The organism is Rhodococcus sp. NPDC055024 (assembly GCF_053608585.1).
Genome location: NZ_JBSGVT010000008.1, coordinates 206,058 through 229,783 on the forward strand (window position 1 = coordinate 206,058; position 23,726 = coordinate 229,783).

Here is a 23,726-nt window from a genome sequence, read left to right on the forward strand (position 1 = left end):
GTTACTCCAAACTGACCTGCACGTGGTCTGCGAGTATTCCGCCGTCAGCGACGGTGGAGATGATCACTTTCGAGCGACGGCCGCCGTACTTGGCGGGAAGTGTCACCCACGAGCCGGGTTCGATGAACGCGGTCCCCGCAGGGAACGCCACCGTGGTCGATGACAGGACTTCTTTGCCTGTCGCATCGCGAACTAGTCGCGCTTTGTCGTCGATCGCGGATTTGAGCGGTTCCGGTGCGGCGTAGGTCGGGCCGCGTGGTCCTTGTCCGGTCTTCCGTTCCACGAGGACTTTGTGTCGCCACCAGCGTGCGAAACGATCACGCGCCATCAGACGAATCCGGGTGCGTTCGATGCGAGGCCGGCGTTACGGAGGATGTCGTACCCGCGATCGCAGAGGACCGTGAGTGCGCGTGCTCGGGCTTCGGCAGATCCGTTGGTGTCGAGTTCAATCAGGCCACCTGCGATGGACGACTTCGATTCCAACAGTTCCTGTCCCGCAACGCCCTTGAACGGATCCAGGTCGGCTTCGATCCATTCGGTGATCTGCGCGCAGGTCGCTTCACGGAACGCGACGATCTCGTCAGGCTCGTCCGGGTATCCGGCGGGATCGGTGGAGTAGATGTCGGCGCGTGTTGCGGTACGGACCCGTTCGGATGCGATCCGCAGCCAACGTTTCGATTCATCTTCGGTGGGGAGGTCATCGGGCGCTAGCCATTCCGCGAGGTGTTCCCACGTGGCGTAGATCTGCACAGGTCTCCTAGAAGGTGGTGCGACAACGCCCGCACCGGATAGTCAGGTGCGGGCGTCGCCGAACAGGGGGTTACTTGCGAGTGCGACCCTTCGGGGTGGCCGCTGCGGCCTCAGCTTCGGCCTCCGCCTTGGCTTCAGCTTCGGCCTCCGCCTTGGCTTCAGCTTCGGCGGCGAGCCATGCTTCGATCGCTGCGGCCTCAGCTTCGGCGTCCGCTGCCGGATCGGGATCGGGGTTCGCGGGGGCGACCTCCGAAACCTGCCACCTGGCAAGCCCTTCAAGGTAGTCGAGTCGATCCTCCGACTCGACAATCTGCCCATTTTCAGCACTGGTGTATCGGTAAGTCACGATGCTCCAATCGATGAAACCTGCTGGCAGCCTGACGAATCAGGCTGCCAGACGGGTTACGCCTTGTTCGGTCCCTTGATCAGGACCGCGCGGTTGGCGTCGAGGGTCTTGACGCCGTAGATGGTGTCGACCGAGACGGTGTCCGTCTTGTGGTTCTGGTCGTAGCCGATGACCACGCGGAGACCGAAGCCCTTGTAGTTCTCCACGAACGCATTCGAGGAACCGAGGGGCAGTTCCAGCGGACGCGTCACGAGAGCAACCGCAGTGCGGTGGAACGCAACACCAACCTCAGTGGTCGGATCGCCCGTTGCTGGGACGTCCTTCGGCTGGCCGATGTTCTGCGACCAGTACGGATCGAACCCGAACAGTCGCCGGCCAATGTACGCCTCACGCAACGCTTCGGTGTCACCCGAGGAGTTGTGGTTCTTGAGGATGTCCGCGTTCAGCCAGTTGCCATTGGCGACGGGGCCGATAATCGCGTGACGATCCAGCGAGGGAACCTTCGCAATATTCAGGAGAGTGCCGGCGTCGATGAGCGATTCAGGCTTGCTGTACTCGCGGCCGGTAGCGACGCCGACAGTCTGGGTGATGTCGTTGCGGAAGGCGAGGATGTCGCGGTCGATCTTCTGGGCGATGGATTCCAGCGCGGGGTCGAGGAGCTGGGTGCGGAAGTCCGCAATCTTCATCGTCAGGTCGCGGTTCGTGACCGCGAACGACGTGTCAGCGTGGTGGTTCAGCTTGACAGCGACGCCAGTCTCTTCCGCGTTCTGGACGGTGATGCCCGAACCCTGAACGTATTCCTTGGCTTCGAACACGGCGGGCTTGCGGATGGTGACGGTGTCACCGATCTTCGCGGCGAACTCCGAGGAGTAGTCGCGGTGGACGAGCTGTGCGGCTACGCAGGTCTCGTAAAGCGTTGCGAGGGCGGCCTTGGCGATGACCTGAGGGGTCAAGAAGGTATTTGCCATGTCGTTTCTCCGTGGCTAGTTGAAGGTGTGGCCGCGGTCTTCGCGGCGTGATTTGCGGAAGGAATCGACGTCATCCGTTGGGACGGTGACGGTTCCGCCGTGCTCGACGGACGATGCTGTGGTGGCCGCCTGGGCTTTCAGCTTCGGGTCGTTTGTGATTGCTGCCTTGACTGCTGCATCCACCTGGGAGGCGTAGTCGTCGGCGGTGTGGTCTAGTTCTGCGATCGCTTTGCTGAGTTTCTTTGAGTCCGAGAGCGATCCGTAGTCGCCACTGTGTGTGGTGGCTGCGTTGCGTAGGGCCCGGTCTTCGGTGAGCTCGCGGAGCTTCTTCGCGGTGGTGTCTCGTTCAGTGGTCAGCTGGGCGATGACTTCTTCGGGCTTCGGTGTTTCGTCGCCCTTGATGAAACCGAGTTCCTTGCCGAGATTTTCGAGCAGTTCGGTGCGCGCCTTTTCGGCGGCCTCGGTGGCTGCGGCTGCGGCTTTCTCGTTGCCCTTCACTCGGGCGTTGGCGGCTTCGCTTCGGAGGCTTTCCACGTACTCCTGGGTGTAGACCTTGGGTTCGGTCGTCGCCGTGGTTTCGGTTGCCGCGGTTTCCGTGGTGGTTGCCTCGGCGGTGGTGGTGTCGACAGTCTCCGCAGTTTCGGTTGCGGTGGTGTTGTCGGTGGTGTCGGGCATGGTCGTGTCCTCCTGGGACAGTCGAGGTTGGCCCGACGTGCGGGCATGAAAAATGCCCCACGGCAGGGTTGCTGTGGGGCGGGATTCTTTTGGGTTTTAGGTGTTACTTGGGGTGCAGTTTGGGCAAGGGTTACCAACCGTCCAGTTTGTCTGGTTTGATATGTCTCAAACAAAAGTTGGCAACCCAGGAGCAAAGAGTGAAACTGAAGATCACGAGCGCAGTTGGTGCGCTCGCCATAGCTGTTGGTGCGACGATGACGGTCGGCCTAGGCACCGCGTCCGCCGACTTCAACGTCAACGGCTGCAACATTGTGTCGAGCCCGAATGCGCAGCGCTTCACTAGTTGCCCTGGAGCCGATTTGAGCGGCGCGAACTTGAGCAAGGCGAATCTGAGTTACGCGAACCTTGAGGGCGCAAATCTGTCGGGTGCACAGTTCCGAGAAGCCAACTTGAGTCGCGCGAATATTCGTGGAGCGAACTTCGATCGCGCTGATCTGTGGTTCGTAACAATGAACAACGCCGACGCAGAAGGCGCATCGTTCGACAAAGCAGACTTGCCTGGCGCGACATTGAATGGCGCGATTGCCAAGAACGCATCATTTGTTGATGCGCGACTGTACTTGGCGAAACTCCAGTCGGTAAAGGCCGATGATGCCGATTTCACGCGTGCCGACGTTCGGAGCACGGTATGGCGTGACGCTTCTATGAGTGGTGCGACGTTTGTCGATGCGAGGGTCGGTGAGGCGAATTTCAGTGGTTCGCCAGTTGCGCCAAAGGATGTGACCGTAACGCTGCCTCACGATTCGGCAGGTTGGGTTTATGAGTGGCCGAAAGCCCTGGAACTTGAGGGCCTGTGGGTGGACTCGTGCGATTCGCAGCCTGGGGAGGTGTTGACGGAATCTCGTTCTGTGAATTGCAACTACCGGACGAGTATTGCGCCTGTTCCTGCGACTGTTGGGTCTGCGACGTTCTTCATCTCGGTGTTCTTTGATGCGCCGCCGAATCCCGGAAACCCCGGTAACCCTGGCAATCCAGGTAACCCCGGCAATCCGGGTGGCAGTGGTTCGCTCGGTTCGCTCGGATCTCCGTTTGGTAGTTAGTTCCTGGTTCTTGGGCGCGTTCTTCGGTCGCGCTTGAGCGTGGCAGCCGCATTACTGCTGCGCGATTCGGTGAGCATTGGATCGGACACCGATGCTCGCTGGGTCGGCGTTTCCCCGCTCTACTGACGAGGGCGGGGTTTCGTCGTTTTTGGGTTGGTCCAGCGGGATTTTTGTGGGGTGGCGCCGAGGCATGTGGGCGTCCGGATGGTTTCGCCGCATTGTCGGCAGTAGTGGGTGCGGTGTCCGCCGTTGTGGGTGTTGGGGCATCCGCAGACTTCCCAGCCGACGAGGCATGTGTTTGGTGCGAGGGGGTGTCCGTTTGGGCACTGGGTTGGTGCGGTTTCGGTGGACACGTGCACTATTTTCGCACACACGTTCGACTAGTGGTAGCGTCGGTTACGTGGGGTCGGGAGGGTAAGGGAAGACCAGCTCGGCCCCACTGCGCAATATCCCGTAAGTCGAAGACGACTGTCCGGTACCGTTGTCGCCGGTCCCCAATTCTCCCCCCGAGGGTTGGGGACCACTTTTATCGCTACCCGCCCAATTCGACTGTCCATTCGCTGGTGTCGAGGGGTACGGCTGCGGCTGCTGCGGCTTCCTCTGCTTTTTGTCGTTCGTCGCGGCTAATCTCTTCGGCTGTGCGCCGGGTGACGAAATCTCCGATGCAGTCCTGCGGATTCGGGCACGTCTCGGGGAGATGACCGGTAGATCGGCACGCGGTCCGCAACGCTCTCGGCGCGTGCTCGTCGGGGATGGTGATGGTCAGGGTGAGCGGCATGAGGATTCCTAGGTGTCGATTCCGAGTGAGATGATCTTGCCGGACGGCAGTGTGGCAATGAGTTCCGCTTTGCCTGCGGTCAGACGGGTAGAGAGCGTGACCATCGTTGTGCCGGAGCCGATCTGGAATTTGTTCGGCGCGACTACTGTCTGGGTCGTTCGTCCGAGCATGACCTGATCATTTGCGGTTGTTGTCGCATACATGCCGACTGCGGTCGAATTCACGTGGGTTGCTTTCGCGCCTGTACCGACCGCAGTACTGACCTGCCCGCTCGCCACAGTCGACGATCCGACCGCTGTGGCCGCATAGTTTGTTGCCGACGCGGCATGCCCGATCGCAACGATCTCGTTGCCGGACGCTGTCGGGCCGCTTGGCGGCGCACCCGCACTCAGTCCGGTCACCACCACGCCTTGAGCGGAGCCTCCACCTGCGGCTGCCTGCCAGGATCCGACACCATCACCATCGGAGGTGAAGACTTTCCCCGTGCCTGCACCTGTCGTCACCTTCACAGCGGGGGTTGTGACCGTGCCGGTGAAAGTCGGATTATTCTTCGGCGCTTTCGCATCGAGGGCGTCTGAGAGGTACTCGACACCCGCGATCGTGTGCGAATGTGAACTTGAAGCCTTGCCAGTCAGTGCGTCAGCTAGGCCGTCAACGCCTGCGATGGTGTGCGAGTGCGCTGTCGGCGTACGAGCGTCGATGAGCCGCGAGTCATCACCCTGAACGGCACTGTCAGCCTTGTCCAGCGAAGCCTGAACACCCTGCGACAGTTTCGGCTTCGTAACCGAACCGTTCGGAATTGTGCCGCCACCGCCCCCGCCCTCAGCGCCTTCGGCACGATCCGCTGCGGCCTCAGCGCGTTCCGCAGCATCCTCTGCACGATCCGTCAGACCAGTGATGACACCGCCGTAGTGCTCCAATGAGGTTTCGACAGCCTCCTTCGTTGACACCATCTCATCGCGGTACTGCTTCACCAACGAAACAACCGGCGGCTCATACGGAACCGAATCCTTAATCACAGGCCACAAACGCTGCGACACGGACGCATCCGGAATCGTGATGTCGAACCACTCGAAAGCGATACACACCCGCGCCGGACCCGGATCCAAACTCGGAGTCGTCAACACACCGTTCACTGGCCGAACAGACACCCGACGAGGCGTGACCATCCCAGTGCCAGCATGATTCTCACGCACAACACCGATCTCGAAAACAACCTCACGACCATCAGCCAAACCCGCAATATCACCCAACGGCTCAACAAAAACAGTCACAACTACTCCACTCCGGCGATACGAGCGCCAACCAACTGGGGGGCGTCCGCCAAACTGGGATCACCAACACGGACACGTTCACGATCCAAATGGCGAGGAATACCCGTCCGCTCCGAATGCTCCTTCGCGCGGTCCTGCCACGTCTTCACACGAGCGCGAGCAGCTTTCTTATCCGCAGCCGTCAATTGCACTGCCTGATGCTCACGAGCCCGACGAACACCCCGCTCCAAATAGCGTTGCCTCTGCGAATCCTTATACCCCTGAGGGTCATACGGAGCCACCGCCGGCTGTGAAGCACCCGGAACCAGCAGCGTGTGGGTATGTCGACAGTTGTGTACAATTACGGAATCCGCTGTGTACCAACCATCCCCGGATTCAAGGTTGTAAACATGACCCGCAAAAACACGTCGATCGATATCGACAATCTCATCTTCCGTTACCAGTCCGGCGAGGCCGTCGCAGACCTCGCGAACAGTTTCGGCGTAAGCCAGACCCTCATCTACAACAGACTCAAAACCGCTAACGTCACGAGATCCGCCAAGGACGCAGGTCTCGTCAGACGTGCCAACAACCCTGGCCCCAAGTGGGTCTCCGAAGCCGCCGAAATGTACAGCGCCGGAATGACTCAGGCCCAAATCGGACTCCACTTCGGGATCTCCCAAGCGAACATCAGCGCCGGACTCACCAGGTTCAGTGACATCGAAAAGCGAACCCGATCCGAGTCCGAAACTCTCAAGTGGGCGAAGATGACTGCCGAGCAACGTGATCGGCAAGTCGCTGCCGCTCATGAAGCCGTCCAGGGGAAGGTCCGAGACATCACTGATCTTGAGGCCCGAGCCAAGGGGAAAGAGCGGACGAAGTCGATGGGAACCGACGAAGAGTTCGCCGTCGCCGCCCGATTGAATGCTCTGGGCGTCAACACCATAACTCAACAAGCGGTCGGCAAATACAATCTCGACATCGGAACCTTCCCCGTCGCCGTGGAACTGTTCGGCGGAGGATGGCACGCTTACGGAAGTCACTTCGACCGAACCCCGAAACGAATCAAAGACCTCGGAGATCGGGGCTGGAACGTCCTCATGGTCTGGAGTATCAACTCCCGACCCCTCAACATCAACGCTGTTGCGGAAGACGCTCTGGCCTACCTTCAAACTTCCCGCGCCAACCCAGCCTTCAGGGGTCAGTATCGGGTGATTTGGGGTACTGGTGAGTTCATTGCCGCTGGCCGTACGGATGACGACCATATCGCCTTCGTACCACCGCTTATCAACCGCCTTAAGGCCGCTGGGTGAGGTGACCATCGTGTCGGCTGGGAAGCAGTTCGGGTGCTCAAATCCGTTCATCCGAGCTTCGGCGATCGACGAATACACCTCCACTGACATCGGGGAACCGTCGAGTGCGTTGTTCATCTGCACGGTGCCGGACGTATTCCCGGACAGTGACAACACTTTTCCTTCGTACGGTTGGCACATCGGCGCCGGATTCGGGTGCGACGAAATCAGCACCAGATCGAAGCCAGCCGACTGCAGTCGTTCAGCATGGCCTTGCATCATCGCGCGGTGCGTCGAAGTTCGCAGCGCCATCTCGACATACGAGGACGCTGACCACTGACGGTTACGGGCATCTACGAAACCTGTGATGCCCTGCCTGGCGAGATTGTTCAATGCCTGCTGCGCTGCCTGCTGCCTTGTCGAAACGCCCGTGATCACACGGCCAGATACTTCAGCGATCACCCTGCGGTACGCATCATCCGTCGACCGCAACATGTACGACTGCGCCGAACGCGACGCATTGATCGTCTCGTACGCCAACGCCGACACCGCACGAGTATCAATCACGCCAGCTGCGCTGAATGTGATCGGCTGCGCGCGAACCGCAGCGACCTCAGCCTGACCGACCACAGCGCCACGAGAATGTGCGCGACCGACCGCGGATTCGATCTCCCAAGCAGACACCGCATCCAACGATGCAACATGACGTCGCACATCCGAAACGAAGGAGCTGTACCTCGATCAGTTGCCGCTCAGCCCAATTCGGGGCATCCAAACCCTTCGCAACCCGATCCGCAATCAACTTCATCAGGGTCACTTCAGCATCGGCGTAAATCTGGCCGATAGCCTCCGCCAACCGCGCCGCGAAAACCGGATCAAGAGTTGACACCGGCTACTCCTCGTCGTCCGACTCGATCTCCGCGCCACCCGACTCGTCTGGATCGGTCGTGTCGTTCGGATTCTGGTCGGGTGGCATCCCGAACGGATCTGCGAACGTCATGCGGTCCTCATTCAGGATGCGTTCAGTCTCAGTCTGGACGGCTTCCGAATCCCAGTCCGGGTTCACCAGAGCAACAATCGTTTCCGTTGAGGCGGCTTTCGCTTCACGCAATGCCTTTGCAGTCAATGAGCGGTTGTAGGCGGATTCGCGGACCGGGGGCCACTGAATCTGCAGATCCTCATCGACCGTCACGCCGGTCTTGAATTGCACGGCGTCGATCTCCAGCAGCGTCCGAGACAAACGCGTCAGGGTGTTACCCCAGAGTCGATGCTTCGCTGTCCGGGTGGTGTTCGATGCTGTTGTCTTCGCTGTGATTTCGGTGGCGGTCGCCGCCGAATTGCCCTCCGACAAACCGAACGTCAACGGCGAATAACCCACACGGCGCAGAACTTCACGTGTCAAAGCATCGATCGTCCGCAGATGTTCGTCGACTCGAATCGCGAACTGCTTCACTTCGAAGAACCCAGCCGACGTACCGTCCTTGCCGGGAGCGTTCGCGAGAATCTGGTACAGCTCGCGGTCATTGTCGACCGACGCGCCCTGTCCTGCCTTGCCGACCTTCGTGAAGTTCTCCGACACGAACGCCCGCGCGCGACCCAACCTGAGGTCCCGCATCAACGATGAGTACGCCTCATCGATCTGGTCGAACAGGCCGAGGAGGTCGTCGGAGATGTCCGAGCGGCCAAGGTGCCGCAACGCCGGGACGAGTCGCCATGCCGGGTTCGGGAGCTGGTTCGGGATGTAGCCGGCGGCAATCGACTTGGATCCGGTTGCGATGAATCCGAATGCGCCGAGTTTGATGTTCTTCGTCGCCGGGTGATCGTCGAGCGCCATGGCGCGGCCGAGGTGATCGTCGGTGCCCTCGTAGAGGCCGTGCCAAATCTTGCCGGCCTCGTACCGTTCGAGGTGACGCCACACGGCTTTGTCCGTGGATGGGAGCTCTGACCAGAACGTGACCGCTTGCAGGCGGCCCCATTTGAATTCGGGGATCGCACGGTCGGGGTCCACGAAGTCGATGAACGCGTTCTTCGTCAACTCGGGATCCCACACGATGCGTGGCCACACACCGCCCAACGCTGCGCATGTTTCGGCGGCGACGAGGAACGCAGAATGCATGTTCGGAGTGTTCAGGATCCGGTCGACGCGTTCCTGCGCGGCCTGCTTCACCGGGTCGACGACGGGCTCCGGTTCAGGATTCCCGTCTGTCGCTTCCGGTGTCGACGTGAGTTCCGGGATCAGGAACTTCGGCCCATCCGCGAACAACAGGTTCGCCGAGGTCGCACAAATGTCCGCGGGGATCGGAAGATGCAGCCGCGACGTGACGTGCTGCTGCGTGTCCTTCTTTCCCCAAAACACCTTGACACCAATGCCGCCGAGGTCGAACCCAGCGGACTTCCGGCGTGCCTGTCCTTGCCCGTAATAGTTGGCGAGGCCTTCCGGGATTCCTTCCCACCACACCTGCTGTTCAGCGATGGAGGCGATCAGGTCATCGAAAGGTTTGGGTGGCCAGGTGGTGTTGGAGTCAGGCAGGCTCACTCGGACTCCTTGGTGGTTAGGTGTTTTCGCGGATGGGGTCCTGCATGTAGTGCTGCCAGATGAATCGACTGGACTGCAGCGCGTAGCGGAGGGTGTCGCAGAAGTCGTCGTTCTCTTTGACGGGTTTGTCTTCGCCGGCGTCGGCTGCCGCTTGGTCCCAGACGTAGCCGGGTATCTCGTCGATCAGGTTCGTGCAGCGGTCGGAGATTTTCAGTCGGCCGTTCGCGAGGAGCGATGAGACTGTGCGGATTCCGGGGAGCACCTTGTTCGATGCGTTGTAGACGGTGTAGCCGCGTTCCCCGAGTTCCAGTTTCATGGACAGTGCTGCGGGGTCGACGTAGACGCCTTCGAGGATCGATCCGTAGGTCTCTTGAACTTGCGGGAGGAACTCGTCGAGGGAGTCCGCGAGCTTCGAGTCCGTGGAGATTCCGGGCGCCCACTCTGCAACGACGTACAGGCGGTTGTCGTAGCCGAGTCCGATGACGGTTCCGGCGGTGGGGTGGTTCGCTCCCACGTCGATGCCAATCGCAACGAGCCTCTGCATTTGCGGCAACTGGTCGTGCGGGATGACGTGTTGGTCTTCGTCGTACATGTCGTAGATCGCGCCGTCAGCGCTGACCCACAGGCCGAGAATGAACCGCTTGAACCACAATCCGACGTACTCGCGTCGCATCGACGCCTTGTAGTCCTCTTCCAGCGACCGGTTGTCGTCGATGGTGAAGTGGAACCGCTTCCATCCCGGAAGCAGCTGCTCGCCCTCGTCGTCGACTTTGCCGATGCGGTCGAGGTATTCCTTCTTCAGCCAGTGGTTCGGGTTGTCAGGGTTCGTAGTCCCGAACAACTGTGCGCCCTTGACGGACATGCGGCCGAGCAACTGTTTGAAGAAGTCGACGTGCAGGACGGTGACCTCGTCCAGGAATGCGAGCTGGATGGTCATGCCGCGGATCTTGTTCTCTGCCTTCGCATCGTTTGCGCCGATAACGTGGACAGATTTCCCGAAGATCCGGGCGGTCGGTGACCCTTGTCGGTAGTGGACGTGTTTCGCGAATGGCGCGAATGCTGCGATCGTCTCGATCGGTTCGAAGACGTTGCGGTAGATCGAATCCCGGTTCTTGCCGACAATGACGATTGCGCCGTGCTTGCCAGCAGCCGCGATCTTGAAGAGCAGTAGCAGGAGCCACGAGAATGTTTTGCCGGCGCGGATGGACCCTTCGAAGATGTTCACGCGCCCTGTTGCTTGGGCGTATGAGGTGATCTGTTTGAGGCTCATTCCGGGCTTGGGGTCACTCATCGGTGTCCTGTGTGACTCCGAATTGCTCTGCTGCGGTGAGGATCGCGTTGTGCAGGGCTTTGAGGTCTTCGCGTGCTTCGCCGCTGTTGTCGGGTGCGGGTGCGTTGTCGAGGCCCAAGTATTTGGCGCGTCGGTCCTGGATTTTCAGGGATCGGTCGACGGCGCGGAAGAGTCGTTCGAGGGCTGCGTCGGTGCGTTTGATGGTGGTTTCAAGTTCGCGGTCGTAGTCGCGTTCGACTTGTGCCTGATCCTTTTTGTGGTCAGGTTCCGCCATCTCCAGCGATGCGACGCGGAGTGTTTCGGCTTCGAATTCTCGGATGACGTCGACTGCTCGGATCACTTCGTTGAGTGGTCGTTGCATTTCGTCGAGTCGGTCGAGTTCGAATTTGAGTGTGTGCGCGGCGGGTTCGGTGGTGATCTCTTTGAGCGCTTCGTCTACGTCTTCGAAGGCTTGGGTTCGGCTGATACCGAGGTGGTCTGCGATCCGTTGGTAGGTCCAGTTGTCGGCGCGCAGTTTGAGTGCTTGTGCCATGCGTTCACGGCGTTGTTCGCTGATTGCCATGTGGTGCCCCTTGCGGGTGATCGACGCTCCTGGCGTCGTGATCCCCGGTTGGGGAAAGCTGGTTCCCTCCCGACTTCAACCGCCAGCGTGTGTGGTGTGTGCGGGAGTGGGGAGGGAAGTGTGTGGCCTACGGGAAGTAGGTCTGGTGGTGTTTCAGGTAGCCGATGATGGATCTGAGTGGGTCGCGGTTGTTCCAGTCGCAAACGCCATCGGTTGGGATGCAGTGCGTTTCGACGGGAACGACGAAAGGATCTCGTTCGCCGGTCATGGTTGCGCCGGGGAGGTTGAACGGGAGTTGCGTTTCAATTCCGGCGCCGGCCTGGCGTGGGTCGGAGTACAGGACACCGGTGACGCCAACGGTTTCCGGTTCGGCGAGGACATCCCCCACGATCCTCGCGCCCTGTGAGTATCCAACGACGACAGCGCCTTCGGGTGCGTCGGCTATGGCCTCACGCAACGCCTGCTTGCCTGCTTCGACTGATCGGTTGTAGCTGGGCCACAACACTGTTGCCGGGTAGCGGACGTAGGTGACGGTGTCGCCGGGTTGGATGTCCGGGGCGAGCAGTACTGCGCCGCTGTTGGTGGTGCCGTCGACCACGATCACGTTGCGGGCCTGAGCGACACCACCGAACGAAAGCATCACCGCGACAAGCGCGGCCACAATAAGACCGCGCATGGCTGGCCTACTTCACGACGAGAAGAGAATATGCGCCGTCGTAGCCCACCGTCAGGAGGCTTTCGGCTGCCTTGTTCACCAGGTGCTCGATGTGCTCGGGCCGGAACACACCTTCCGCGTCCAGTTCCTTGCGGAATGCGATGAGCTTCTCGGCGGTGGTCTTGCGGGCGTCAGCCACGTTCACTCCTGGGTAGATGCGGGATTGGGTGCATTTAGACCGATACGGGGCTTCACGCGAATTTGGATGCCTTGTAGGGCAAACTTTCTGCATGAATTGGTGGCAACAGATGCCGTGGATAGTTGCGGCGTGCGCACTCATGATTGGACCGTTCATCGCGGGAGCTGCAGCTCTGCTGTTTCGTCGCCTCGAATCGAGAGACCGACGTGCACATCTAATGGCCGACGCAGAACTACTGGCGAAGTTCCCCGAGGCGGAGGCTACCGAGATCTTTCAGCGATCCCTGGAGGCTAGATACACCGCGTATGTGGAAGATAAGGTGCGCGCTCCGTCCGAAGATCGCCGCTATCAGTTGATAGTCCGCATCACGAGCGCGGCAATGGCTGGCGGGATGGCAATCTTCGGGATCTATCAAGTCGTAATGTGGGCCATTGGGCGCCCATCATTCGAGGCAGGCCTACGATTCGGCATGCTCTTTATTTCTATGGGGACCGTGTTCGCAATTGGGATTTGGGTGTCCACCAGGGACTAGACCACCCATCGTCGGATGAGTGCGATCACGATGAGCAGCCACTCAAACACGCGGCGGCCAATTCCAGTGGCCTGGCGTTGGCTCGTCGGCGTACCGCACAGCCGTGTTGAAGAATTGGCCGGTGGGGTTCAGGATGCAGAGGCCAACGGTGTCGTCGTCGAGGAACTGTCCGCCGACCTTGGTGATGATCGCCGCGCGTGGTTCCGGCAGGTATTCACCGCCCGGGGTTCCGTACGACTGGTAGTGAACGATCCGACCAACTGAGGGCTTCATGCTGCACCGCCGAGTGCGTTGACGATGGCGCCGAACAGGGCGTCCTTGGCCTTCTGCTCCGCCGGCAGTTCGGCGTACGGCACGAGGCACGGATGGGTCTTGGCGTCAGCATCTTTCAGCGGCCCGTAAACCCAACCATCAGCGCGCTTGAAGGCTGACCAGTTCTCATGGGACGCCTCGGGGGTATTGCCACCGAGAACACCCGCGACGCCGTCGATCGCGCTTGCGGAAGTGTGCTCGTCCAGCTCATCCCACGGCGGCGATACGGCGATGCCGGGGTCCTGCTGGATCTGCTGTATCGCGCGGTTCGCCTCGTGGCAGACGCGGGCGATATCGACGTGGCTGAACTGACGACCTGAGGGCTGCAAAGGGATCCTTTGGTTGGGGGGTGGCATTGTCCACCGTTTGGAGGATTGTTTTCACCGGGCGCGCGTCATAAACTGGCCAGTAACTGTTGGTGTCGAGCAGTCACGCGGACCGTTGGGCAGCAGCGATTGCGCGCGCACATTGGAGGTCAAGCCATGAACGCACTACAGGGCATGGCCAATGACGAGCTCGCAGACTTGTACTGCGCATTGTGTTCCGAATATGTGGATCTCGTGCGATCGTCCCCGTTCGCGGATCCGCTCTACGTGGCCGCACTCGAATACGACATCGAACGGGTTCACGGAGTAATCGCTGAACGCGGGCTGTTCGAAGTCGAAGCGCAGTGGCCGCTAGCTGGCTGAACGGTATTGGCACTCTTCAGGCTGTTTGATGCAGGTGCAGGCTAGTCCGTCGTTAGGGCAGCCGACGTAGTCGAATCGGGACTCGTACTCGTCCAACCATCGTTGGGTCACACGCTTCTCGCGTTGACGCCAAGTCTTCTTCGGCTTCTGGTAACCGCAGTCTTCGACTGGGCAGCCGAGGCATTTCGTTACGCGTCCAGTGCCGACACCAAACACGAACGGACGGAGTCCGATCTTCCCGAGCATGGGTGCCAATTGACTCTCCATTTTTGTCTAGTCCGCTTGACTTGAAAACGTCTACTTGGCTAGACTAAAGTCATGATCGCAGAGCAGCCCACCCGCAAGGTCACCAAGGAACTGAAGGCAGCAGGCTTCGCCCCGGCCCGCACGGTAGGCAGCCACACAATGTGGATCACCGCAAACGGGAAGCACCAGGTATCCGTGCCAGACGGACACCGCACCATCTCCCCCGGCGTCTACCGAAACATCCTCAAAGCAATCAAGGAGGCAACCAAATGACCAACACCTACACCGCCACCGTCACCCGAGAGGGCCGGTGGTGGCTCATCGAGTTCCCCGACTTCGGCGCAGTCACGCAAGCCCGCCGCATAGGCGAGGCCGAACTCATGGCCCGCGAAGTCATCGCACTTCACACAGGGCAAGCTGTCGACGACGTAGCCGTTGACCTCCACATCAATGACATTGGCAGAGCACGCCATATCGCAGAGAAGGCCGGCCAGATTCAGCATCACAAAAATGAGGCAGCATTCCACGAGGCAGAAGCGCTCAAAGAATCGAAGCGACTCGCGCAGGAACTGTCGGATGAAGGTGTTTCGGTGCGTGACATTGGGGACCTTCTGAAGGTGTCGTTTCAGCGTGCTCACCAACTCGTTCAGCACTGAAACGCAGGACTTAGGCAAAGTCGAGATCCGGCCCGCTCCCAATCGTGTTGGGGCGGGCCGAACATTGTGCCGCCAGCAGGAGTCGAACCTGCGACCTCAGCCTTATCAGGGCTGCGCTCTAACCATCTGAGCTACAACGGCGAAACGGTGGGGAGGTTACTAGCCTCCGACCAGGACTGGAATACGTCAGTATGTGTTAGCTCCCTGGTGCCATGATGTTGCAGCTACGCAGTGGATTTCAGCGGCTACGCTTTCTACCCTGGGCCTAGAGGGCTTGCCCACCCATCATGCACATTGCGTCCCGTGTCCGTAGACGCACACTCTGTCACCACCAGCACCGGCCGCTAAACCGATGCTTTGCTGAGATACCTGGACTCGAACCAGGGACCAAGCGGTTAACAACCGCGCGCTCTGCCAACTGAGCTATATCTCAATGCTCGGATTACGCGCCGAGTCGCGGACCGTCACCGTCAGGTGTCACAGACGTTTGCCGTGGATCGTTCCCCTGGCCGGGTTTGAACCGGCGTCTTCGCTTTACATGTCCGCGGTGCGTGCTCGGCCTGGATACCACTGAGCTACAGGGGAAGCGGGCAGTTCGTGGCATGCCCGGGCCGGGGCGGACCGCCGATCCGTGGAAATGCACCCCGCGTGGCAGTTTCACCCGAAGGGCCACTGCCAAGTTTTATCGTCCGTACGATGCCCAGGTTTGGGATTCGCTAGACCGCTTCGTCTTCGGGATGCAGTCATGAGAAACACGCACGCCGGTCACCAGAACCGTCGCAGTGCCTGGCATCTGCCCGACGCCAGGCTTCACGTTGACCGGATCCATGGTGATGTCCGTAGACAGCGTTGCGTGAATCTCGACCGCACACGCAGGACAGGTCATGACAGCCTGCTGGATGGTGGACTTACCCGACGCCATGACTCCCCTAAGTTGTTGTGCCCCCGAAATTTCGTAAACTCACTGTCGGGGGTCAGTGGCCGGTTTGATACCCCAGCCGCGCAAACTGGACCCGACAATGGCTAGAGGTTCATCTGCCGGGAAGTGAAACGCCCCGCCTCAACCGGTGGCCAGAACCGGGAAGCGGGGCGAGCTTTGGAGTGTTTCGCTGCAATCAATCACATAAGAACAACTCTACAAAGCGAAACGAAATTACGCTGCGACCTGCGCATTCGCCTTGCGAGTCCGCTCCGACGCCGCCAACGCCATCGCCTTCTGCACTTCGCTCAACTTCCCGATGTGGTACATGTTTTCACCGTCGCTGGACTTCGAGATCACGGGATACGCTGCGCGCCAGAGCTGCAACGTCCGCAACCCTTTGCCTACCCAGGCCATCGCTTCGACTTCTGAAATCCATGTCCGCTCATACCCCGTGGGCCACAGTTTGCGGTTGGTGTTGCGTATAGGCATCCACCGTTCGAGGATGTTGTCGATGTCCCAGCCGGGGATATCGGCATGCTTCAGGAACTCGATACGCTGCCCGACCGTGCCGCGATACCCGAACCCGTAAACCTGCGACCAGTAAATGATCTGCTGCGTTTCTGCCTGGATCGCGTCGATCGGGTCGATCGCGAGTGGTGGACGAGACGACGGCTTCGCATGGCTGGAGCCATCTTCCGCGCCACGCTGGTGAGTCGGCGCAACATGCTGCTGAATCTCCAACAGCTGCAACGGAGACTCGCGAATCAACTCGACCACGGCCTGGCGGTCATCGTCAGTCACGAGGCACCACATCCCGGAGCGACCACACGGATACCGTCTCTTTGCGTCCATGACGCTTCAAATCCCGCACGCGTCGACCGCCCTCCACCTCACGAGTCCAAGTGCTCGGAATCAATTCCCCTACGCGCACATAGTTTTCGCCTGGCTTCTGCCAGAACACCAGATCGCTCACTTGTTCTCCCACGGATATCGAATCTGATTGATTGAGCCATCTGCCATCGCGGCCGAAGCCCATGTCTGCTTGTGGTCGCACTTGCCGTTTGGGCATTTCCAGCCGTCGCGCTCAGCAACAAGCACACGGCCAGGGTGAGGACACCTACAGGTGAAAGGGTGGAACATGCCGCGCTGCTGATATTCATTCAAGTTCGCGACCTGCTCATCAGTCCACGGCGCATACACCTCGGTCACAGTTCCCATTCCTTGTTGAAGTCGGGATGATCGGACCAAACCGTCGCGAGGGCACGCAAGGCCCATTCCGCGTCTTCCGGCCAAGCCGTGTCGCAGTCGACCATCTCAGCAGCCTGTCTGATAATCGCCCGTTTCGCGGCGACCTCAAGGAGGCCGCGTGCAGGGCTGAAATGAAGAATGTGTGCCTCCGCGTCATGGTCAAGCCATGCGCTGTCATCAACACTGTCGACGACGATCAAATCGTCGGCGTATACCCATGGCAGCGAGACCGCCCTGTTCGCGGCGTCCTCGTCTTCGTCGAGTCTGGCGTTCACGAAATCCGCCACGGTGATAGTCATGAACAAACCCTATGAGTGGAATCCTGCCGATCCACAGATCCGTAGAAGTCAACGCCCACAGCTAGATTCCCCGAAGTCAACCCTGCGGGAGTTGATGCGCCGTCCGCATGTATCCCTCGTAGTAGTGGATCGGCACCATGTCCGTCCGATTATTCCGCTGCTGCTCGCACCACCAGAAGGCGTCCTCGAAAGCGTCAGCCCACGAATCGAACTGCCACTGGTGAATGGTCCGCATATCCCACTCGGCCAACCCGAAGTAGCGGTGGAACCAGTTGGCGCGCTTACGGACCACCCACTTGTCGCCCTCTTTGCGGACCACATACTTCACGGCCACTACAGGACACTCAGATCGGACCAACGGCGGCGGGTGTGCTCCCCCACCAACATTCCCAACATCCCAGGCGGCGACCACACACCATACTGATTCAGCATGTACTCCGAGGATCGTTCCGCTTCGAGTGCCGGCATCCCGAACAGAGAACGGCCTTCGAATTCGTTGGTGTAGAAGTGGTGGTAGTGAGCAACGAAATAGAGGGGGACAGCTCCGAGGGTTTCAGTCCGCCCGAGGATTTGACGTTCGATGGCCGTCTTGGTTCGGATCTCGGTGGATCCGCCTTTGCCTTTTTCGATGTAGCCGTGGGAGAAGTAGCTATTAACACCGGACAAGTTCACCAACACGGCAGGGTCGCCACCACCGATGGTCCAGTCGATGTGCGGGCCGCCGAAGGGTTCAGTCTCCTGGAAGAGTTTCTGCACCTGGCGGGCGATGTGTGTGGATGCGTTGTCGCCTTGCGTTGTGACGGGTTCCTTCGATCCGTTGCGCGTCATCTCACCGTGGTTCGAAATGACGGACGATGCACTGATCGGCAGACCGAACACGATGAACTGGCGGAACGTCCACACCCTCATGTCATAGTCGAGTTCCAACTGCCTGGACATGTTCAGTTCGATCGTGTGCGGCTGGTTACCGTAGTTGTTGCACACTCCCTCCGTCTCGTCGCCCATGAACGCGACGTGAATACCGGACGGCTTGCGGCCCTGTGCGATCAGAGCTTCTATGGCCGCGACGTGCCCGAGGACACCGCGCTTCCAGTTCTCGACAGCCTGCTCGGTGTTCTTCTTCCCAAGCTGCGGATCCGCCACGAACACGGTGTACGTCGCCGCGAGGACAGTGGCGGTCTTCCGCTTCCTGGTTGGCCGGTCCTTCACTGACTGCAGGGCCTTGCGCCACGATTCGACCGTCGCCGCGGGGATCATGTCACGAGTGACGCGCCGGAACCGTGCACTGTACGAGTAGAGCTGGATGCTGTCTCGGCTGCCGTCTTTCGCCCGTGCTGACTGCTGCCAGGTGGACATGCGGACGGTGTCGTCGACTACTTCGAATTGTGTGGCGTCGAGGTTGAAGAGGTCGAAGACTCGGGTCCAGTCTCCGTTGAGTTCGCCTTCGATTACGACGTTGTTCACTTTGGCGCCGTCTGCGCTTACGTCGATTGTCCCTTTGCCCACAGGGTTATTCACAGGCTGTGTATCGAGTGTTGCTGCGAGGCTCAAAGGTTCGCCTTTCGGTTTCGGCAGTAGTCGCGGAATGCGGTCGTACGTATGGTTAGGCCGTGCTCTCGGCACGCCGCATGCAGAACCGTCACCGGCCATCCGTGAGGATCGTCGAGGTTCCGGCGCAGGTACTCGTCGAAGTAGCCGCGTTCCTCGGCTGACTGCTTCGACAGCCACACCTCCATCGACGACGTAGCAGTGTCGGCACGTTCCAATGTCGCTGCAAGGCTCACTGGCTCACCTGCTCCGCAAGCGCCGCGTATCCGGCCAGGTCCACGAGGTTGTCTCGCTTCTCCTTGTGCGCATCCCTGGACACCTTCAGCAGAACCATCATCATCGACACCTGGCGTGGCGAGATGTGCGTGCCGAGGTAGGCCGACCACATCGCGGCGATCCTGGTCAGGTTCTTTTCACCCGTGCCGTAGTCGATTTGCCGTGACCCGTTGACGATCTTGTCGGCTTCAGCGAGAACGGTCAACGGGTTCGGTGTGGTGTGCACCGGCTCGTAGATTCCGGTTATGTCGGCCATCAGTCCGCCCTTAGCTCTGGGGTCATCAGTGATGCCCCTTCTCTGCGTCGTTTCCTCGATTGGTTCGAAGGTGGGGTTGTCGCGGAAGAACTGCGCGTGAGGGTGCTGCCGTAGGTCGGTGGTTGCTCGCTGAACATCAGTCGGCATGAGGTGTCCGTTCGTGGATGTCGATGGTTTGGGGTGCGCGTTCGGGGGTGTGCGCTGGTTCGAGAATGAGTTCGGGATTGTCGGGGTCACCGATGCAGTAACGCCCATCCGGCATGACCTGGATGCGGTCGTAGTCGAGATACCGCAAGTCAGTTGGTTCCGACTGCTGCAGCGGATCCGGCACCGCGACCGCCGGCGGTTTGGGTTTCGGTTTCATCCGCAGGCTGCGGGAGGACTTAAACGGCGTCACCATGTGGAACTGCCTATCCGGCAAAGCTCCCAATCCACGCGCTCGACTGCCGCTTGCCATGTCCCGGTCCAGTTCAGGCGAACTTGCCACGACTCGTCTCCTTCCGTGGCAACAACTTGAACGCTCCACCGCGTGCCGTACTTACGGATATGCCAACGAATGGTTCTCACGCTGCGCCGCCCCAGTCGTCGTCTTTGAAGATCGCGTAGGCGAGGATGGCGATCACGAATGCCGCGAAGATCCAGCCGAACAGTTCCATCAGTTCCTCCAGCTGATTTCGAGCCACATGCGGCCCTTCTCGCCTTTGATGGCGGGATGGATGACGGGCATCCATTTGGACATCAGGTCGGGGGTGTCGTCGGCGGTGAGTCCGTAGTCCACCAAGCCGTCGCAACATGCTTTGAGGACGGGGACGAGGTTGTCGGCGTCACGTTTGCGATTGTTGATTGGCCGGTAGTGCAGACCGACAGTGACGTACTCATGCCCGGTCGGCACACGGTGGGATCGCGCTTGCAGTTGTGCTGTCTTCCGCACTGCTGCTGTGATGCGGGCTTTCTCGGCCCAGTGCATCCTGTCGTTCATTGACAGTGGCGGCTTGTCGTACGGCAGGTGGACAACGTATTTCGTCCACCCCGGATTGAACGGAATGCTCATGATTCTGCTCGATTGATGCAGTGCCCGACACCCACGCTGAGAATGAAGATGGCCGCCAATCCGCACGGCCAACCGATACCAGCGGCGAGCAGCCCCACAGGGAAGATCATCAATGAAAGGCTGAGCGCGCCGGTCATCCAGAATGCAGGGCTGCGGTCGTTTCTCATGGTTCGACTGTCACTTCGTCGGACGGCGCGTAGCTGATGGTGAGTCCGTTGCCGACGACCACCCGAACGTGTGAGTTCCCGACGTGCTGAATGTCTTTGATCAGGTATCGGCGCCGGTTCCACACCAACATCTGCCCACGATGCCCTCGACTGAGCTCCGATGCGATCATTTGGCGCTCCCCCAATCGCAGGACGGGCCACCTGCGTAGCCGCTCTTCTCCCAGACACACAGAACCTTTCGGCCATCCACGAGGTCGACGTAGTGCGAACTGACACTGTGGGGCGTCTCGTTGCCTTCGCTGTCCGTTCCCGCGCAACCGGTGAGAATCAGCGCACAGCCGATTGCGGCCACGGCCAACAACTTGGGAGCGTTCATGTGTAGTCCTCGGGGATGGTTTCGCAGTGGACGGGCCGGTTCTCGAATTGCGCTTGTTCTTCGCCGTTCACTGCGGAATTCAAGAGGTCGACGACATCAGTTCGTTTGATGCCAAGTCGGCTGGTTCCGAGCGTTGCAGCGATCGCTTCGCCGTTGAATCCGTTGCGTTGCATGCGGAGCGCGCCGCCGGTTTCGTGGGGCGCACCGACTGGGTTGAGGCTGGGGTGGTTCGGATCCCATGCGCGCGGCTTGTCGGGGCTGAACTCGGCCGGATCATCGAAAGCAATGTTCATCAGTGTTCGCCGTTCGAGTAGTAGGACGCCGGATTGTCGCGGGGGTCAGTCGATCCGCGCTGAACCTCGTGCCCTTTCAGGACTTTCAACTGCGAGCCGTCTGCCGCGTAGGACTTTCCGCTGGGCACGCGCTCCACTTTCACGATAGTGTTCGCGTTCCAGTCGGATGTTTCGTTGACGAGGTCGCGAAGGTCCGCGAGCGTGTGCGGGCCACTGTCGGTGACGTATTCCATTCTCAGAGCCACTACTTCGCCTCCAGTTCGGTGAGGTATCCGTCTGCCTGCAAGCGTTCGATGACGGCGTGCGCTTCGTCGAACTGGCTGTAGTCGGTTGCAGCGGTGCCGTCGCGGTATGCGCGTGCGGCTTGCATCGTCGCGAGAATGGCGTCACCGCGAGTCTTGGGATTGATCACAGGTTCTCCTAGAAGAGTGCTGGCATTCCAGCGGTGCGGGCTTGGTGGTAGCGGTGTTTCTGGTAGCAGAGGGTGCAGATCCCGTTGGAGTGATGCGGGGCAACGTACTTGTCTGGCGCGGTTTTCTGGGAGCAGAGTTGCCGCGTGCAGACCTTGCAGTTGTCCGGGATCGACTGTCGTGGTTTGTATTCGCGTTCTTCGATGACCGCCCGTAGTGCTCGGGCGGTTCTGTCATCGCCAGCGCAAACCACTCCGGCTGCGATTACGTCGTCGGCGGGTGTTGTGGCGATCGCGTCGAGTGTGCTGCCGGAAGTGAGTGCTGTGGTTGCGCATTCACGGATGAACGGGCAGGAATCGCAAAGCATCAGAGCCGAAGCTTTCGGCCATTCCTGCCCGTCCTCGCGTACGAAACCGTCAACACCTTTGCAGGGGGCTTGGTTTCGCCAAGTTTCTTGTCGGAATGACATGCATGTGACTTTAACCTATTGCGTACCGATACGCACACATATGCGGTGTCGACACACACAAATCGACACCCCATACGGGTTTCTAAGCGGCGCGCAAGGTTTGAGCGAACTCCGACAACGCTTTCCCTGCAGCCAAACCAGCTTCCACGTCCTTGTCGGCATTGGCGATCGCAGCCAGCCAACCCATCACTTGCGTGTTCTCCGACTGCTTCCCGTTCAACACGGCAAGCTCGCGACGCTGATTGAAGATCCGTGTTTCGAGATTCGCGATCTGGTCGTTCTTGTTCGCCAGCTCGGCGTTGTGGCGCAACGTCAGTTCTCCGACCAGCGCCCCGAACCTCGTTGCCTCCGACACCCCAGGGGCGGCGGCAGTCGACGGGCCAACAACACCGCCGTCCGCGAACTTGATCCGCGCCACTGTCGGATGCTGCACGTTCACATGCGATTCCGTCACCCGTGCACCAACAGTCGAACCGGAACCCTGCGCCTGCCACCATGGGCCGCGCTCCCAGTAGTGAACCTTCGGCTGAACCCGATCGTCCACCTGCTTGCACATTGCGTCCACAGGGTCCGGTGTCGGTTCAGGTTCTGGCAGTAGCGTTTCGACGATCTTCGCCAGCTCCGTTACCGCACGGCGCAAGGCCTTAACCTCTAAGCCGTTCGTCGCAGCCAGCCGCGAATTCTGCAGTTCCGCCGCCACCTTCTGAATTCTCAGGTCTACGCTCACTTCGTCACCTCGTTCACGTCGATGATGTTCGGGAAGTTCGACAGGATGCCGATACGGTAGTCGCCGGTCTGCAGGTCATACATGCGGCCTTCGACGAGCTGGTTGTATCGATCCTGCGAACTGAAACCTCCTGCAATGGAATCGTTCACAACGAACGAACCGCACGACGTGTACACCCGCTTATCCGCGGATGAGCCGTCTCGGATCAGGCGCTCTTTCTGTTCGACCACGCAGTTGTGATGCCACTGCTGATTCATCGACGAGCATGCCGGCAACGTGAGGGCGAGTGCGGCGATGGCTGCGACTGCAGCGACCCGCGCCTTCACTTGCCACCCCGAACAACCGTGAACTGCACGCCGCCAAGCTCGTACGTTTCGCCGTCCTTCCACCATGGGTCAGACTTGATGAACGGAATCAGAAACGGGCACACCTCGGTGGCGGCCTTGCGGGCTTCCTCGTCGGCGGCGATCTTCGCGTCGACACGCTCATTGATTCGGTTGACCACCTCATCAGGCACACGCAGCACCAGGCCGACCACGAACGGCCACACTTCGTCGACGATGCCAGGCAGCGACTCTTCCTCGTCTTCGTACGCAGTGACGGTTGCGCCAGCATCGTCTATTGCTGCGAGGAGTCGCGCGGCGGCCACGTCATGGTCGGAGTGCAGGGTCAGGATCCCGAGGTCTTCGAGGGTGTCCAACGCGTGGAACAGAACCTCGTGGGGCCGGAAGACGGTATCCAAAGTGGCTTCAGCACAACAGGTATCAGTCATAGAAAAACAGTAAGCCCGCGATTCTACGGATAACGGGATCCGTAGATTTCGCGGGCTTACTCTGTGTGGCTG

Annotated in this window: 38 protein-coding genes, 2 tRNA genes and 1 pseudogene; 4 read left to right on the forward strand and 37 right to left on the reverse strand. The window is 60.0% G+C overall.

Annotation, left to right across the window (positions count from 1 at the left end):
- Position 1 precedes the first annotated feature (1 nt).
- From ACWF6P_RS18560 to ACWF6P_RS18580, 5 genes are all read right to left on the reverse strand, one after another.
- Positions 2–283, reverse strand: a complete 282-nt coding sequence (locus ACWF6P_RS18560; RefSeq protein WP_452621977.1) for a hypothetical protein — start codon at positions 281–283, stop codon at positions 2–4.
- A 44-nt stretch (positions 284–327) separates the two neighbouring features.
- Positions 328–750: a hypothetical protein gene (locus tag ACWF6P_RS18565; protein ID WP_452621978.1), complete on the reverse strand. Its 423-nt coding sequence runs from the start codon at positions 748–750 to the stop codon at positions 328–330.
- A gap of 70 nt (positions 751–820) precedes the next feature.
- On the reverse strand, positions 821–1,096 hold the full coding sequence (locus ACWF6P_RS18570; protein ID WP_452621979.1) for a hypothetical protein: 276 nt from the start codon (positions 1,094–1,096) through the stop codon (positions 821–823).
- 56 nt (positions 1,097–1,152) lie between these two features.
- Positions 1,153–2,064, reverse strand: coding sequence for a P22 phage major capsid protein family protein (locus ACWF6P_RS18575; protein WP_452621980.1), 912 nt, complete (start codon positions 2,062–2,064; stop codon positions 1,153–1,155).
- Between the two features lie 15 nt (positions 2,065–2,079).
- Positions 2,080–2,739, reverse strand: a complete 660-nt coding sequence (locus tag ACWF6P_RS18580; protein WP_452621981.1) for a hypothetical protein — start codon at positions 2,737–2,739, stop codon at positions 2,080–2,082.
- 197 nt (positions 2,740–2,936) lie between these two features.
- On the opposite strand from ACWF6P_RS18580, the gene ACWF6P_RS18585 reads away from it, so the two are divergent.
- Positions 2,937–3,839, forward strand: a complete 903-nt coding sequence (locus ACWF6P_RS18585) for a pentapeptide repeat-containing protein (RefSeq protein WP_452621982.1) — start codon at positions 2,937–2,939, stop codon at positions 3,837–3,839.
- A 532-nt stretch (positions 3,840–4,371) separates the two neighbouring features.
- Here ACWF6P_RS18585 and ACWF6P_RS18590 read toward each other — a convergent pair.
- The 10 genes from ACWF6P_RS18590 to ACWF6P_RS18635 form a co-directional block, all read right to left on the reverse strand.
- A complete protein-coding gene (locus tag ACWF6P_RS18590; RefSeq protein ID WP_452621983.1) occupies positions 4,372–4,617 on the reverse strand; it encodes a hypothetical protein in 246 nt (81 codons plus the stop codon).
- Positions 4,618–4,625: 8 nt separating this feature from the next.
- On the reverse strand, positions 4,626–5,570 hold the full coding sequence (locus ACWF6P_RS18595; protein WP_452621984.1) for a hypothetical protein: 945 nt from the start codon (positions 5,568–5,570) through the stop codon (positions 4,626–4,628).
- A gap of 323 nt (positions 5,571–5,893) precedes the next feature.
- Positions 5,894–7,876 (reverse strand): phage minor capsid protein, encoded by a 1,983-nt coding sequence (locus ACWF6P_RS18600; protein ID WP_452621985.1) that lies wholly within the window; start codon positions 7,874–7,876, stop codon positions 5,894–5,896.
- A 178-nt stretch (positions 7,877–8,054) separates the two neighbouring features.
- On the reverse strand, positions 8,055–9,698 hold the full coding sequence (locus tag ACWF6P_RS18605; RefSeq protein WP_452621986.1) for a phage portal protein: 1,644 nt from the start codon (positions 9,696–9,698) through the stop codon (positions 8,055–8,057).
- Positions 9,699–9,714: 16 nt separating this feature from the next.
- Positions 9,715–10,989 carry a PBSX family phage terminase large subunit gene (locus ACWF6P_RS18610; protein ID WP_452621987.1) on the reverse strand — a complete coding sequence of 425 codons (1,275 nt, stop codon included), beginning with the start codon at positions 10,987–10,989 and terminating at the stop codon, positions 9,715–9,717.
- Positions 10,982–11,551 (reverse strand): helix-turn-helix domain-containing protein, encoded by a 570-nt coding sequence (locus tag ACWF6P_RS18615; RefSeq protein ID WP_452621988.1) that lies wholly within the window; start codon positions 11,549–11,551, stop codon positions 10,982–10,984. The genes ACWF6P_RS18610 and ACWF6P_RS18615 overlap by 8 nt, the downstream gene beginning before the upstream one ends.
- 127 nt (positions 11,552–11,678) lie before the next feature.
- Positions 11,679–12,227 (reverse strand): cutinase family protein, encoded by a 549-nt coding sequence (locus ACWF6P_RS18620; protein WP_452621989.1) that lies wholly within the window; start codon positions 12,225–12,227, stop codon positions 11,679–11,681.
- 7 nt (positions 12,228–12,234) lie between these two features.
- Positions 12,235–12,405, reverse strand: a complete 171-nt coding sequence (locus ACWF6P_RS18625) for a hypothetical protein (RefSeq protein ID WP_376134763.1) — start codon at positions 12,403–12,405, stop codon at positions 12,235–12,237.
- A 574-nt stretch (positions 12,406–12,979) separates the two neighbouring features.
- A complete protein-coding gene (locus ACWF6P_RS18630) occupies positions 12,980–13,210 on the reverse strand; it encodes a hypothetical protein (protein WP_452621990.1) in 231 nt (76 codons plus the stop codon).
- Entirely contained in the window at positions 13,207–13,578 is a 372-nt protein-coding gene (locus ACWF6P_RS18635) for a RyR domain-containing protein (RefSeq protein WP_452621991.1), read from the reverse strand. Before ACWF6P_RS18635 ends, ACWF6P_RS18630 begins: the two co-directional genes overlap by 4 nt.
- A 153-nt stretch (positions 13,579–13,731) precedes the next feature.
- Here ACWF6P_RS18635 and ACWF6P_RS18640 point away from each other — a divergent pair, with 153 nt between their 5' ends.
- The 3 genes from ACWF6P_RS18640 (at position 13,732) to ACWF6P_RS18650 (ending at position 14,840) form a co-directional block, all read left to right on the forward strand.
- Positions 13,732–13,938: a hypothetical protein gene (locus ACWF6P_RS18640; RefSeq protein WP_452621992.1), complete on the forward strand. Its 207-nt coding sequence runs from the start codon at positions 13,732–13,734 to the stop codon at positions 13,936–13,938.
- 318 nt (positions 13,939–14,256) lie between these two features.
- On the forward strand, positions 14,257–14,457 hold the full coding sequence (locus tag ACWF6P_RS18645) for a type II toxin-antitoxin system HicA family toxin (protein WP_452621993.1): 201 nt from the start codon (positions 14,257–14,259) through the stop codon (positions 14,455–14,457).
- The gene (locus tag ACWF6P_RS18650; protein ID WP_452621994.1) at positions 14,454–14,840 is read left to right on the forward strand and encodes a type II toxin-antitoxin system HicB family antitoxin; all 387 of its coding nucleotides are present in this window, start codon (positions 14,454–14,456) and stop codon (positions 14,838–14,840) included. Before ACWF6P_RS18645 ends, ACWF6P_RS18650 begins: the two co-directional genes overlap by 4 nt.
- Before the next feature lie 67 nt (positions 14,841–14,907).
- Here the strand turns inward: ACWF6P_RS18650 and ACWF6P_RS18655 are convergent.
- The 22 genes and pseudogenes from ACWF6P_RS18655 to ACWF6P_RS18760 all read right to left on the reverse strand — a co-directional run bounded on the left by ACWF6P_RS18655 (position 14,908) and on the right by ACWF6P_RS18760 (position 23,654).
- Positions 14,908–14,981 (reverse strand) — tRNA-Ile (locus tag ACWF6P_RS18655).
- A 219-nt stretch (positions 14,982–15,200) separates the two neighbouring features.
- Positions 15,201–15,273 (reverse strand) — tRNA-Asn (locus ACWF6P_RS18660).
- A 67-nt stretch (positions 15,274–15,340) separates the two neighbouring features.
- Positions 15,341–15,425, reverse strand: a pseudogene (locus ACWF6P_RS18665).
- Positions 15,426–15,993: 568 nt separating this feature from the next.
- Positions 15,994–16,563: a hypothetical protein gene (locus tag ACWF6P_RS18670; protein WP_452621995.1), complete on the reverse strand. Its 570-nt coding sequence runs from the start codon at positions 16,561–16,563 to the stop codon at positions 15,994–15,996.
- 168 nt (positions 16,564–16,731) lie between these two features.
- Positions 16,732–16,971: a hypothetical protein gene (locus ACWF6P_RS18675; RefSeq protein WP_452621996.1), complete on the reverse strand. Its 240-nt coding sequence runs from the start codon at positions 16,969–16,971 to the stop codon at positions 16,732–16,734.
- Entirely contained in the window at positions 16,968–17,309 is a 342-nt protein-coding gene (locus tag ACWF6P_RS18680; RefSeq protein ID WP_452621997.1) for a DUF6221 family protein, read from the reverse strand. Before ACWF6P_RS18680 ends, ACWF6P_RS18675 begins: the two co-directional genes overlap by 4 nt.
- Positions 17,310–17,385: 76 nt before the next feature.
- Positions 17,386–17,643 (reverse strand): hypothetical protein, encoded by a 258-nt coding sequence (locus ACWF6P_RS18685; protein WP_452621998.1) that lies wholly within the window; start codon positions 17,641–17,643, stop codon positions 17,386–17,388.
- Positions 17,643–18,827 carry a hypothetical protein gene (locus ACWF6P_RS18690; protein ID WP_452621999.1) on the reverse strand — a complete coding sequence of 395 codons (1,185 nt, stop codon included), beginning with the start codon at positions 18,825–18,827 and terminating at the stop codon, positions 17,643–17,645. The genes ACWF6P_RS18685 and ACWF6P_RS18690 overlap by 1 nt, the downstream gene beginning before the upstream one ends.
- A 29-nt stretch (positions 18,828–18,856) precedes the next feature.
- The gene (locus ACWF6P_RS18695; protein WP_452622000.1) at positions 18,857–19,093 is read right to left on the reverse strand and encodes a hypothetical protein; all 237 of its coding nucleotides are present in this window, start codon (positions 19,091–19,093) and stop codon (positions 18,857–18,859) included.
- The gene (locus tag ACWF6P_RS18700; protein WP_452622001.1) at positions 19,090–19,536 is read right to left on the reverse strand and encodes a DUF6378 domain-containing protein; all 447 of its coding nucleotides are present in this window, start codon (positions 19,534–19,536) and stop codon (positions 19,090–19,092) included. Before ACWF6P_RS18700 ends, ACWF6P_RS18695 begins: the two co-directional genes overlap by 4 nt.
- Positions 19,526–19,876 (reverse strand): hypothetical protein, encoded by a 351-nt coding sequence (locus ACWF6P_RS18705; protein WP_452622002.1) that lies wholly within the window; start codon positions 19,874–19,876, stop codon positions 19,526–19,528. Before ACWF6P_RS18705 ends, ACWF6P_RS18700 begins: the two co-directional genes overlap by 11 nt.
- A 168-nt stretch (positions 19,877–20,044) precedes the next feature.
- Entirely contained in the window at positions 20,045–20,440 is a 396-nt protein-coding gene (locus ACWF6P_RS18710) for a hypothetical protein (protein ID WP_452622003.1), read from the reverse strand.
- Positions 20,437–20,607 (reverse strand): hypothetical protein, encoded by a 171-nt coding sequence (locus ACWF6P_RS18715; RefSeq protein ID WP_452622004.1) that lies wholly within the window; start codon positions 20,605–20,607, stop codon positions 20,437–20,439. Before ACWF6P_RS18715 ends, ACWF6P_RS18710 begins: the two co-directional genes overlap by 4 nt.
- Entirely contained in the window at positions 20,604–20,777 is a 174-nt protein-coding gene (locus ACWF6P_RS18720; protein ID WP_452622005.1) for a hypothetical protein, read from the reverse strand. Before ACWF6P_RS18720 ends, ACWF6P_RS18715 begins: the two co-directional genes overlap by 4 nt.
- The gene (locus ACWF6P_RS18725) at positions 20,774–20,983 is read right to left on the reverse strand and encodes a hypothetical protein (protein ID WP_452622006.1); all 210 of its coding nucleotides are present in this window, start codon (positions 20,981–20,983) and stop codon (positions 20,774–20,776) included. The genes ACWF6P_RS18720 and ACWF6P_RS18725 overlap by 4 nt, the downstream gene beginning before the upstream one ends.
- Entirely contained in the window at positions 20,980–21,276 is a 297-nt protein-coding gene (locus ACWF6P_RS18730; protein WP_452622007.1) for a hypothetical protein, read from the reverse strand. Before ACWF6P_RS18730 ends, ACWF6P_RS18725 begins: the two co-directional genes overlap by 4 nt.
- Positions 21,276–21,521 carry a hypothetical protein gene (locus tag ACWF6P_RS18735; protein WP_452622008.1) on the reverse strand — a complete coding sequence of 82 codons (246 nt, stop codon included), beginning with the start codon at positions 21,519–21,521 and terminating at the stop codon, positions 21,276–21,278. The genes ACWF6P_RS18730 and ACWF6P_RS18735 overlap by 1 nt, the downstream gene beginning before the upstream one ends.
- Positions 21,521–21,688, reverse strand: coding sequence for a hypothetical protein (locus ACWF6P_RS18740; protein ID WP_452622009.1), 168 nt, complete (start codon positions 21,686–21,688; stop codon positions 21,521–21,523). The genes ACWF6P_RS18735 and ACWF6P_RS18740 overlap by 1 nt, the downstream gene beginning before the upstream one ends.
- An 8-nt stretch (positions 21,689–21,696) precedes the next feature.
- The gene (locus ACWF6P_RS18745) at positions 21,697–22,155 is read right to left on the reverse strand and encodes a WhiB family transcriptional regulator (RefSeq protein ID WP_452622010.1); all 459 of its coding nucleotides are present in this window, start codon (positions 22,153–22,155) and stop codon (positions 21,697–21,699) included.
- A gap of 82 nt (positions 22,156–22,237) precedes the next feature.
- Positions 22,238–22,882 carry a hypothetical protein gene (locus ACWF6P_RS18750; protein ID WP_452622011.1) on the reverse strand — a complete coding sequence of 215 codons (645 nt, stop codon included), beginning with the start codon at positions 22,880–22,882 and terminating at the stop codon, positions 22,238–22,240.
- Positions 22,879–23,208 carry a hypothetical protein gene (locus ACWF6P_RS18755; protein ID WP_452622012.1) on the reverse strand — a complete coding sequence of 110 codons (330 nt, stop codon included), beginning with the start codon at positions 23,206–23,208 and terminating at the stop codon, positions 22,879–22,881. Before ACWF6P_RS18755 ends, ACWF6P_RS18750 begins: the two co-directional genes overlap by 4 nt.
- Positions 23,205–23,654: a hypothetical protein gene (locus ACWF6P_RS18760; RefSeq protein WP_452622013.1), complete on the reverse strand. Its 450-nt coding sequence runs from the start codon at positions 23,652–23,654 to the stop codon at positions 23,205–23,207. The genes ACWF6P_RS18755 and ACWF6P_RS18760 overlap by 4 nt, the downstream gene beginning before the upstream one ends.
- Positions 23,655–23,726 lie beyond the last annotated feature (72 nt).

What these genes read in the sequence shown, in the direction of transcription:
- ACWF6P_RS18575 (WP_452621980.1), bottom strand. Translation starts at nt 2,064, where the DNA reads ATGGCAAATACCTTCTTGACCCCTCAGGTCATCGCCAAGGCCGCCCTC.
- ACWF6P_RS18580 (WP_452621981.1), bottom strand. Translation starts at nt 2,739, where the DNA reads ATGCCCGACACCACCGACAACACCACCGCAACCGAAACTGCGGAGACT.
- ACWF6P_RS18590 (WP_452621983.1), bottom strand. Translation starts at nt 4,617, where the DNA reads ATGCCGCTCACCCTGACCATCACCATCCCCGACGAGCACGCGCCGAGA.
- ACWF6P_RS18595 (WP_452621984.1), bottom strand. Translation starts at nt 5,570, where the DNA reads ATGGTGTCAACGAAGGAGGCTGTCGAAACCTCATTGGAGCACTACGGC.
- ACWF6P_RS18610 (WP_452621987.1), bottom strand. Translation starts at nt 10,989, where the DNA reads ATGAGTGACCCCAAGCCCGGAATGAGCCTCAAACAGATCACCTCATAC.
- ACWF6P_RS18615 (WP_452621988.1), bottom strand. Translation starts at nt 11,551, where the DNA reads ATGGCAATCAGCGAACAACGCCGTGAACGCATGGCACAAGCACTCAAA.
- ACWF6P_RS18620 (WP_452621989.1), bottom strand. Translation starts at nt 12,227, where the DNA reads ATGCGCGGTCTTATTGTGGCCGCGCTTGTCGCGGTGATGCTTTCGTTC.
- ACWF6P_RS18630 (WP_452621990.1), bottom strand. Translation starts at nt 13,210, where the DNA reads ATGAAGCCCTCAGTTGGTCGGATCGTTCACTACCAGTCGTACGGAACC.
- ACWF6P_RS18640 (WP_452621992.1), top strand. Translation starts at nt 13,732, where the DNA reads ATGAACGCACTACAGGGCATGGCCAATGACGAGCTCGCAGACTTGTAC.
- ACWF6P_RS18645 (WP_452621993.1), top strand. Translation starts at nt 14,257, where the DNA reads ATGATCGCAGAGCAGCCCACCCGCAAGGTCACCAAGGAACTGAAGGCA.
- ACWF6P_RS18650 (WP_452621994.1), top strand. Translation starts at nt 14,454, where the DNA reads ATGACCAACACCTACACCGCCACCGTCACCCGAGAGGGCCGGTGGTGG.
- ACWF6P_RS18680 (WP_452621997.1), bottom strand. Translation starts at nt 17,309, where the DNA reads ATGACTATCACCGTGGCGGATTTCGTGAACGCCAGACTCGACGAAGAC.
- ACWF6P_RS18700 (WP_452622001.1), bottom strand. Translation starts at nt 19,536, where the DNA reads ATGCCGACTGATGTTCAGCGAGCAACCACCGACCTACGGCAGCACCCT.
- ACWF6P_RS18710 (WP_452622003.1), bottom strand. Translation starts at nt 20,440, where the DNA reads ATGAGCATTCCGTTCAATCCGGGGTGGACGAAATACGTTGTCCACCTG.
- ACWF6P_RS18715 (WP_452622004.1), bottom strand. Translation starts at nt 20,607, where the DNA reads ATGAGAAACGACCGCAGCCCTGCATTCTGGATGACCGGCGCGCTCAGC.
- ACWF6P_RS18720 (WP_452622005.1), bottom strand. Translation starts at nt 20,777, where the DNA reads ATGATCGCATCGGAGCTCAGTCGAGGGCATCGTGGGCAGATGTTGGTG.
- ACWF6P_RS18725 (WP_452622006.1), bottom strand. Translation starts at nt 20,983, where the DNA reads ATGAACGCTCCCAAGTTGTTGGCCGTGGCCGCAATCGGCTGTGCGCTG.
- ACWF6P_RS18730 (WP_452622007.1), bottom strand. Translation starts at nt 21,276, where the DNA reads ATGAACATTGCTTTCGATGATCCGGCCGAGTTCAGCCCCGACAAGCCG.
- ACWF6P_RS18745 (WP_452622010.1), bottom strand. Translation starts at nt 22,155, where the DNA reads ATGTCATTCCGACAAGAAACTTGGCGAAACCAAGCCCCCTGCAAAGGT.
- ACWF6P_RS18760 (WP_452622013.1), bottom strand. Translation starts at nt 23,654, where the DNA reads ATGACTGATACCTGTTGTGCTGAAGCCACTTTGGATACCGTCTTCCGG.